The following is a 7,333-nucleotide window of genomic DNA, read 5'->3' on the forward strand; positions in this document are numbered from 1 at the left end:
TCAAGTGAGCCTGTCAGGACACGACGCTTTGCTATAGCGTGGTGAAACTGACGGCCGATTTCCAATCATTCGATTTCAGGAACCCATCATGTCCACATTGAATCAAGCCCATTGCGAAGCCTGCCGCGCCGATGCCCCTCAGGTCAGCGACGAAGAATTGCCGATCCTGATCAAGCAGATCCCGGACTGGAACATCGAAGTGCGCGACAGCGTGATGCAACTGGAAAAAGTGTTCCTGTTCAAGAATTTCAAGCACGCCCTTGCATTCACCAACGCAGTCGGTGAAATCTCCGAGGCCGAAGGCCACCACCCTGGCCTGCTCACCGAGTGGGGCAAAGTCACCGTGACCTGGTGGAGCCACTCCATCAAGGGTCTGCACCGCAACGATTTCATCATGGCCGCTCGCACTGATGAAGTGGCCAAGAACGCCGAGGGCCGCAAATAATGCATTTCGACGCCATCGGTCGAGTACCCGGCGACCCGATTCTCGGCTTGATGGAAGCCTATGCGCAGGACCCGAACCCGCGCAAATTCGACCTTGGCGTGGGCGTCTATAAAGATGCTCAGGGCCTGACGCCGATTCCCCAGTCCGTGAAGCTGGCCGAGCAGCGCCTGGTGGATCGCCAGACCACCAAGACCTACATCGGTGGTCACGGCGAACCGGCGTTCGGCAAGGCGATCAGCGAGCTGGTACTTGGCGCCGACTCCCCACTGATCGCCGAACAACGGGCCGGCGCCACCCAGACACCGGGCGGCACCGGCGCGCTGCGCCTGAGCGCCGACTTCATCGCCCAGTGCCTGCCGGGCCGTGGCGTGTGGCTGAGCAACCCGACCTGGCCGATCCACGAAACCATCTTCGCGGCGGCCGGGGTCAAGGTCAGTCATTACCTCTACGTCGGCAGCGACAACCGCCTCGACGTTGAAGCCATGCTGGCAGTGCTCAAAGACGCGCCGAAGGGCGATGTGGTGTTGCTGCACGCCTGCTGCCACAACCCGACCGGTTTCGATCTGTCCCATGACGATTGGCGCCGCGTGCTGGACGTGATGCGCAGCCGCGATCTGCTGCCGTTGATTGACTTCGCCTACCAGGGCTTCGGCGATGGCCTGGAACAGGATGCATGGTCGACCCGGCTGTTCGCGGCCGAGTTGCCGGAGGTGCTGATAACCAGTTCCTGCTCGAAAAACTTCGGGCTGTACCGCGATCGCACGGGTGCGCTGATTGTCTGTGCGAAAACCGCTGAGAAGCTGGTGGATATCCGCAGCCAACTGGCAAACATCGCCCGCAATCTGTGGTCGACGCCGCCGGATCATGGCGCTGCCGTGGTCGCGACGATTCTTGGCGATCCCGAGTTGAAAAGCCTCTGGGCCGACGAAGTGGAAGCCATGCGTTTGCGCATCGCCCAATTGCGCAGCGGCCTGATGGAAGCGCTTGAACCCCATGGTTTGCGTGAGCGTTTTGCGCATATCGGTGTGCAACGCGGGATGTTTTCCTACACCGGCTTGTCGCCGGAGCAAGTGAAACAGCTTCGTGATCATCACAGCGTGTACATGGTCGGCACCGGCCGTGCGAACGTGGCCGGGATCGATGCAACCCGCCTTGATCTGCTGGCCGAGGCCATCGCCGAAGTCTGCAAGTAACCTCAAGCCCTGCACACTCCCACCTGTGGGAGCGGCGGTGCGGCGATCCGACTTGCTCGCGAAAGCGCTGTGTCAGGCGACATAGATGTCGACTGAGACTCCCTCTTCGCGAGCAGGCTCGTTCTCACATTTGTTTTGCTGACCCTTCCAACGAACCAATCGCTGAAGTTGCGCCCGGCCGCGTCAGCGGCGAGAGGGTTGCAACCTCACCAGAGTGGGAGCAAGCCTGCTCGCGAAGGGGCCAGTCAGAGCAATCCATCACTCTCGGGCAACTCATACTCCGCCGCAACCTTCCCAGCCCTCCCCGGCTTGCTCAGGGTCGGCTCCTTCTCCAGACACTCCACCAGATAATCAATAAGCACCCGCAATTTCGGCGGCAAATAGCGCGTCGGCGAATGCAGCAACCAGGCGCCGCCATGGTAGGACGCGAGGAAGGTCCAGTCCGGCAGCACCTGCACAATCAACCCTTGCTCCAGCGCATAACGCGCCGTGAAATACGGCAGACTGCCAATCCCGATGTGCTGCAACACCGCCCCCAGCCGCACGCCTGTGTGATTCGCCGCATACCGACCGCGCACACCGACCGTCACAGCCTTGCTGCCTTTTTTGAATTTCCAGCGCGCATCGCTCGGGGTTTCACCCAGGTAGATACAGCTGTGGTTGAGCAAGTCGTGGGGGTGCGTCGGCGTGCCATGTTCGGCGAGGTATTGCGGTGTAGCGCAGAGCAAATGGTCGATGGTGAGCAATTGCCGCCCGACCAACCCTGCGGGCGGTCGATCGGTAATCCGAATCGCCAGATCAACGTTGTCGTCGATCAGATCCACCTGCCTATCCTCAAGCAACAACTCCACATCCACTTTGGGATAACGGCGCAGAAATTCCGGCATATGCGGGTGAATCACAAATCGACCGACCGCCTTGGGCACGCTGACCCGAACCAGCCCTTCCGCTTCATGGGTGAACTGCCCGCTGATTTCCATCACGGACTTGGCCGCACTGACCATTTCCTGGCAACGCTTGAACACCTCTTCGCCACCATCGCTCAAGCGCAGCTTGCGCGTGGTTCGCTGCAGCAGACGCGTGGCCAACGCTTTTTCCAGACGCGAAATACTGCGACTCACCGCCGAGGGTGAAGAACCCATCTGACGAGCCGCTTCGGAAAAGCTGCCGGTCTCGACAACCTTGACGAAAATCGCCATTTCACCCAGTAACGGCAGTGGAAGATTTATGCTCACAGCGCAACAGTCCTTTGATGTTTGAACGGATTATCACGCAATTCCACGATTCATATAATAAAAAGAGAAACTTTAATGAGGACATGGAATATGACGCTTCGCCTCTTTTTCCATAGTGATGACCTCAAGGCCAATGTGGAAGTCCTGGATTGCACGCCCCAGGAAAACGAGTTTGCGGTGGTGCTGCGCGCCACGTTGTTTCACCCCCAGGGTGGCGGCCAGCCTTTCGATACCGGCTGGATCGGCGAAAGCCAGGTGCTGCGCGTGGTCCAGGACCCGGACCGAATCATTCATTTTGTCGACCGGCCAATAAAACCCGGCATGACCCAGATCAGGATTGACGAGCAACGCCGCCGGTTCAATTCGCGCATGCATTCGGCCGGCCACCTGATCGGCCATTTTGTCCAGGCACTGGGCTGGATGCCGGTCAAGGCTCATCACTGGCCGGGCGAAGGACGCGTGCAATTCAAACCATTGGAGTCGGCAAAAGAGATAGATGCCGAGGTGATTCAGCACGGCATCGAGCAATGGGTCGCCCATGACCTGCCGCGCCTGACATCGATGCGCGAAGGCGCCCGGGAAATTGGTTTCGGTGAGCTGCCCGCCTACGGCTGCGGCGGCACCCATGTACGTAGCCTGAAGGATTTGGGCACGGTCACGATCGCTTCCCTTTCACTGAAAAAGGGAATGCTGTCAGTCCACTACAGCGTGGATTGAGCTTTCGGCGATGTCGTCCCCGGCATCGCCCGACGCCCGGGGGAGCCCGCATTCGCGGGTTCTGTTGACTATCTAATAGATGGACCTAAGACATGATGCTTGACGTCGAGCGTCTCGATGAGACGTGCATAAAAAAACTGGCCAACGAAGAAGTCCTCGCCATCCGCGTCAAAGGCCTGCTGCCCCAGCCGCTGGCGATTCAGATTGGCGACAAGATCCTCGCCCCGGGTTTTGAAGGCTATATCAATGCGCCGAGCATCGGTCGCATCGGCATGGCGTTTTATGAGGCGGAAAACCAGCCGCTGCTGATCGAAGATTATTTCGAGCATGCCTCGCGCAACATAGCGGAATTACGCAAACGTTGCGCGCCCTACTCGTCCCCGGTCGACACCTTGCGCTGCATGCTCGATGAGTCCTGGCCGGCGGGTGCGCACCTGGAAAATCTCTACGGCCGCAAGATGTATGTCGGGCTGTCCCGCGTGGTGAAACCAGGGGTGTGCTTCCTGGCCCATCACGACATTTTCGCCAAGGATGCCCCCGACAGTTACCAGGCCAGAAGCCTGGAAGCGCAGTTCGCCTGCAACGTCTACCTGAACATGCCCTCCGAGGGTGGCGCCTTGCAGATGTGGGACCACGATATTTCTCCGGATCAATTCGACGAGATGCGTGGCGACAGCTACGGCATCGACCCGGCCTTGCTCGGCACGCCGGCCCTGGAGATTCGTCCTGAGCCGGGTGATTTCATCATGTTCAATTCGCGCTGCATGCACTCGGTAACACCCGGCGTGGCGGATCCGCGATTGAGCCTTTCGTTCTTTGTCGGCTATCGCGGCAATGCTTCACCCCTTACTTTCTGGAGTTGAAATGCTTTCGAATTACCTGGGCGAGTTCCTTGCGCTGGCGACTATTCACTTTCTGGCTGTGGTCGCACCTGGACCGGACTTCGCTGTCACCATCCGTCAAAGTGTGCGTTTCGGCCGGTTGGTCGGGATCTGCACGGCCCTGGGCATCGGTGCGGGCATTTCCGTGCACGTGCTCTACACCCTGCTCGGGGTCGGCGCGTTGATGCACACGACGCCCTGGTTACTGACGGTGGCCAAGGTGGTGGGCGGCGTTTACATTTTGTACCTCGGTGTCAGCCTGCTACGCAGTAAACCCAAATCCGCGCTTGAGGGGGACAAAGTCGCCAACGAGCCCGTCGTCGAACAAACACTGTTGAAGGCGTTCACCACCGGCTTTTTGACCAACGCGACCAACCCCAAGGCAACGCTGTTTTTCCTGGCGATTTTCACCACGCTCATCAGCGCTACGACACCCTTGAAGATCCAGGCGCTGTATGGGGCCTGGATGTGTTTTGTGAACGCGCTGTGGTTCGTGATCGTCGCACTGTTCTTTTCCAGCGCCCGGGTGCGATTGCTGTTCATGCGCATGGGGCATTGGTTCGAACGCACCATGGGGGTGATTCTGATCCTGTTCGCCGGGCGTTTGATTCTCTCGATGTAAGAGCGCCTCAAACGCAAAAGGCCCGCTCAGTCTGACTGACGGGCCTTTTTCGTTTCTGCGCCGCTTTTGCATTTCTGTGCGACAGATCCCACATCAGGGACTCCCGTAACACTCCGTTACAGTGTTAGCTTGGAACCGTTTCTGTCTCATCGATCAGAAACTTCTCACTCCACTGCCTGCAAAGGAATGCCAACAGCAATGAATTTCTCACTCAAGCACCTGGCTGCGTCAACCCTGATACTGGCCAGCCTTTCGTCGTTCACCCTGACAGCGCAGGCCAACATCACCCCGCAACAGAGTGCGGCGATCCTCAAGACGTTCAGTGACACCTCCGTAACGGATTTCAGGCAATTCCTGGGAGGCCTGGCCAAGAGCGACCTCGGCAAAACCGACAATCTCGGCCCCGCCATCAGCGCCTTCCTCGACAACAAGACCCTCACTCCAGACCAGCAGAACGAAATCCATCGCCTGCTTGGTCTCTACGCACGGGTGAAATATGGTGCCGCCGCCACCGAGACCCTGCGCGAGCTGGTGGCTATTCCGACCTTCCGCGTCGAGGGCGTTGATCAACACGACAATCCCGAATTCATCAAGATCGCCGACAAGATCAAGGGCCTCGCCCAGGCGTTCAACCTGAACTTCCGCAACATTGACAACCGCGTCTATGAAATATCCCTTGAGGGCAGCGGCGACGAAGTCGTGGGCATTCATGCGCATGCCGATGTGGTGCCCGTAACGCCGGAGAACTGGGTTCTGAAAGACGGCACCAAACTTGATCCGTTCAAGGTCACCCTGATCGGCGACCGCATGTATGGCCGGGGCACCGAAGATGACAAGAACGGTATCGTGGTAGCGCTTTATGCGATGAAGGTCATCAAGGAAGAGAAGCTGCCGCTGGCGCGCAATTTCAAGCTGCTGGTCGATACCACCGAAGAAACCACCGGCGACGCCATCCCTTATTACTTCGAACACAACCCGACACCCAACTACAACCTGGCGCTGGATGGCGGCTACCCGGTAGTGATTGCGGAGAAAGGCTACGGCACCGTGATGGCGAACTTTGCCAAACGCAAGGCTGAGGGCAAGGGCGCCGAGATCATCTCGATGACCGGTGGCATGGCCACCAACCAGATCCCGTCGACATCGGTCGTCACCCTTTTGAGTGAGAAGCCTGTCGAGTTGGCCGCCAGCCTGCAGAAGGCCGGCGCCGAATATGCCAAAAGCAATGGCGGCAACTTCGACGTCACCGCCAAAGTTGATGGCAAGGATGTCAAATTGACGGTCACCGGCGTTTCCGCCCACTCCTCCGAGCCCGAATCCGGCATCAACCCGGTGTCGAGAATGCTGGGCTTCATCAATAGCCTCGACGGCAAGGTTGCGCTCAAGCACAACCACATCACCGACGCCGCCCGCTACGCTGCCGACAACTGGGGGCTGGATTACCTGGGAGGCAAATTGGGGGTCGGTTTTTCCGATGCTTTCATGGGACCGCTGACCGCTTCCCTGACCTATGTCGGGATGGACGATAAAGCCTTCAAGCTCGCGGTCAACCTGCGCGTGCCGAAGGGCAAGTCGCCGGAAACGCTCAAGTCTGAAATTGCCGATAAGCTTGATGCCTGGAGCAAGAAGACCCACGTCGCGGTGGCCTTCGACTACTCGATCGCCGAGCCGATGTACCGCAACCCTGAAGGTGAATGGGTCAAGGCCTTGCTCGCCGTGGCCAGCGAAAACCTGGGCATGGAACACAAGTACGGCACCTCTGCGGGCGCCACTTCGGTCCATGAACTGCCCAATGGCGTGCAATTCGGCCTGGCCAGGCCCGAGGTCAAGTACACCGGCCACACCGACAACGAGTTCAAGACGGTCGACCAGTTCCTGCTGGACCTGCAGATCGTGACGGAAATGATGGGGCGGATCGGGCAGTTGCCGAAACTCTGATCGCCTTTTCGGACCCGCTGTTGTGGCGGGTCCGACGCGTTGATCATCTTGATGCCGGCACCGACAAAAAAAGGACCGTCGGTCCTTTTTATAAATGACACACAAACAAAAACGCCGCTCATTGCTGAGCGGCGTTTTTGTTGAATATGGAGCGGGAAACGAGACTCGAACTCGCGACCCCGACCTTGGCAAGGTCGTGCTCTACCAACTGAGCTATTCCCGCAAATGGCGTCCCCTAGGGGACTCGAACCCCTGTTACCGCCGTGAAAGGGCGGTGTCCTAGGCCACTAGACGAAGGGGAC

The 7,333-nt window shown here is 58.8% G+C and carries 7 protein-coding genes and 2 tRNA genes; 6 read left to right on the forward strand and 3 right to left on the reverse strand.

Annotation, left to right across the window (positions count from 1 at the left end):
* Positions 1–88: 88 nt before the first annotated feature.
* Positions 89–445 carry a 4a-hydroxytetrahydrobiopterin dehydratase gene (locus tag AC1ROI_RS24615; protein ID WP_010457024.1) on the forward strand — a complete coding sequence of 119 codons (357 nt, stop codon included), beginning with the start codon at positions 89–91 and terminating at the stop codon, positions 443–445.
* On the forward strand, positions 445–1,638 hold the full coding sequence (locus AC1ROI_RS24620; RefSeq protein WP_102593849.1) for an amino acid aminotransferase: 1,194 nt from the start codon (positions 445–447) through the stop codon (positions 1,636–1,638). The genes AC1ROI_RS24615 and AC1ROI_RS24620 overlap by 1 nt, the downstream gene beginning before the upstream one ends.
* Positions 1,639–1,883: 245 nt before the next feature.
* Here AC1ROI_RS24620 and AC1ROI_RS24625 read toward each other — a convergent pair whose 3' ends face one another.
* Positions 1,884–2,873 carry a LysR family transcriptional regulator gene (locus AC1ROI_RS24625; RefSeq protein WP_010457027.1) on the reverse strand — a complete coding sequence of 330 codons (990 nt, stop codon included), beginning with the start codon at positions 2,871–2,873 and terminating at the stop codon, positions 1,884–1,886.
* 90 nt (positions 2,874–2,963) lie between these two features.
* Here AC1ROI_RS24625 and AC1ROI_RS24630 point away from each other — a divergent pair, with 90 nt between their 5' ends.
* From AC1ROI_RS24630 to AC1ROI_RS24645, 4 genes are all read left to right on the forward strand, one after another.
* The gene (locus AC1ROI_RS24630; RefSeq protein WP_102593850.1) at positions 2,964–3,590 is read left to right on the forward strand and encodes an alanyl-tRNA editing protein; all 627 of its coding nucleotides are present in this window, start codon (positions 2,964–2,966) and stop codon (positions 3,588–3,590) included.
* Between the two features lie 92 nt (positions 3,591–3,682).
* A complete protein-coding gene (locus AC1ROI_RS24635; protein ID WP_010457032.1) occupies positions 3,683–4,453 on the forward strand; it encodes a 2OG-Fe(II) oxygenase in 771 nt (256 codons plus the stop codon).
* A 1-nt stretch (position 4,454) separates the two neighbouring features.
* Positions 4,455–5,093, forward strand: a complete 639-nt coding sequence (locus AC1ROI_RS24640; protein WP_077748608.1) for a LysE family translocator — start codon at positions 4,455–4,457, stop codon at positions 5,091–5,093.
* 198 nt (positions 5,094–5,291) lie between these two features.
* Complete coding sequence (locus AC1ROI_RS24645) at positions 5,292–7,031, forward strand: dipeptidase (protein ID WP_102593851.1); 1,740 nt, start codon at positions 5,292–5,294, stop codon at positions 7,029–7,031.
* 147 nt (positions 7,032–7,178) lie between these two features.
* Here AC1ROI_RS24645 and AC1ROI_RS24650 read toward each other — a convergent pair.
* Positions 7,179–7,254: transfer RNA gene (locus tag AC1ROI_RS24650), tRNA-Gly, on the reverse strand.
* A gap of 3 nt (positions 7,255–7,257) precedes the next feature.
* Positions 7,258–7,333: transfer RNA gene (locus AC1ROI_RS24655), tRNA-Glu, on the reverse strand.

The organism is Pseudomonas sp. GW823-FHT02C02, assembly GCF_058797635.1.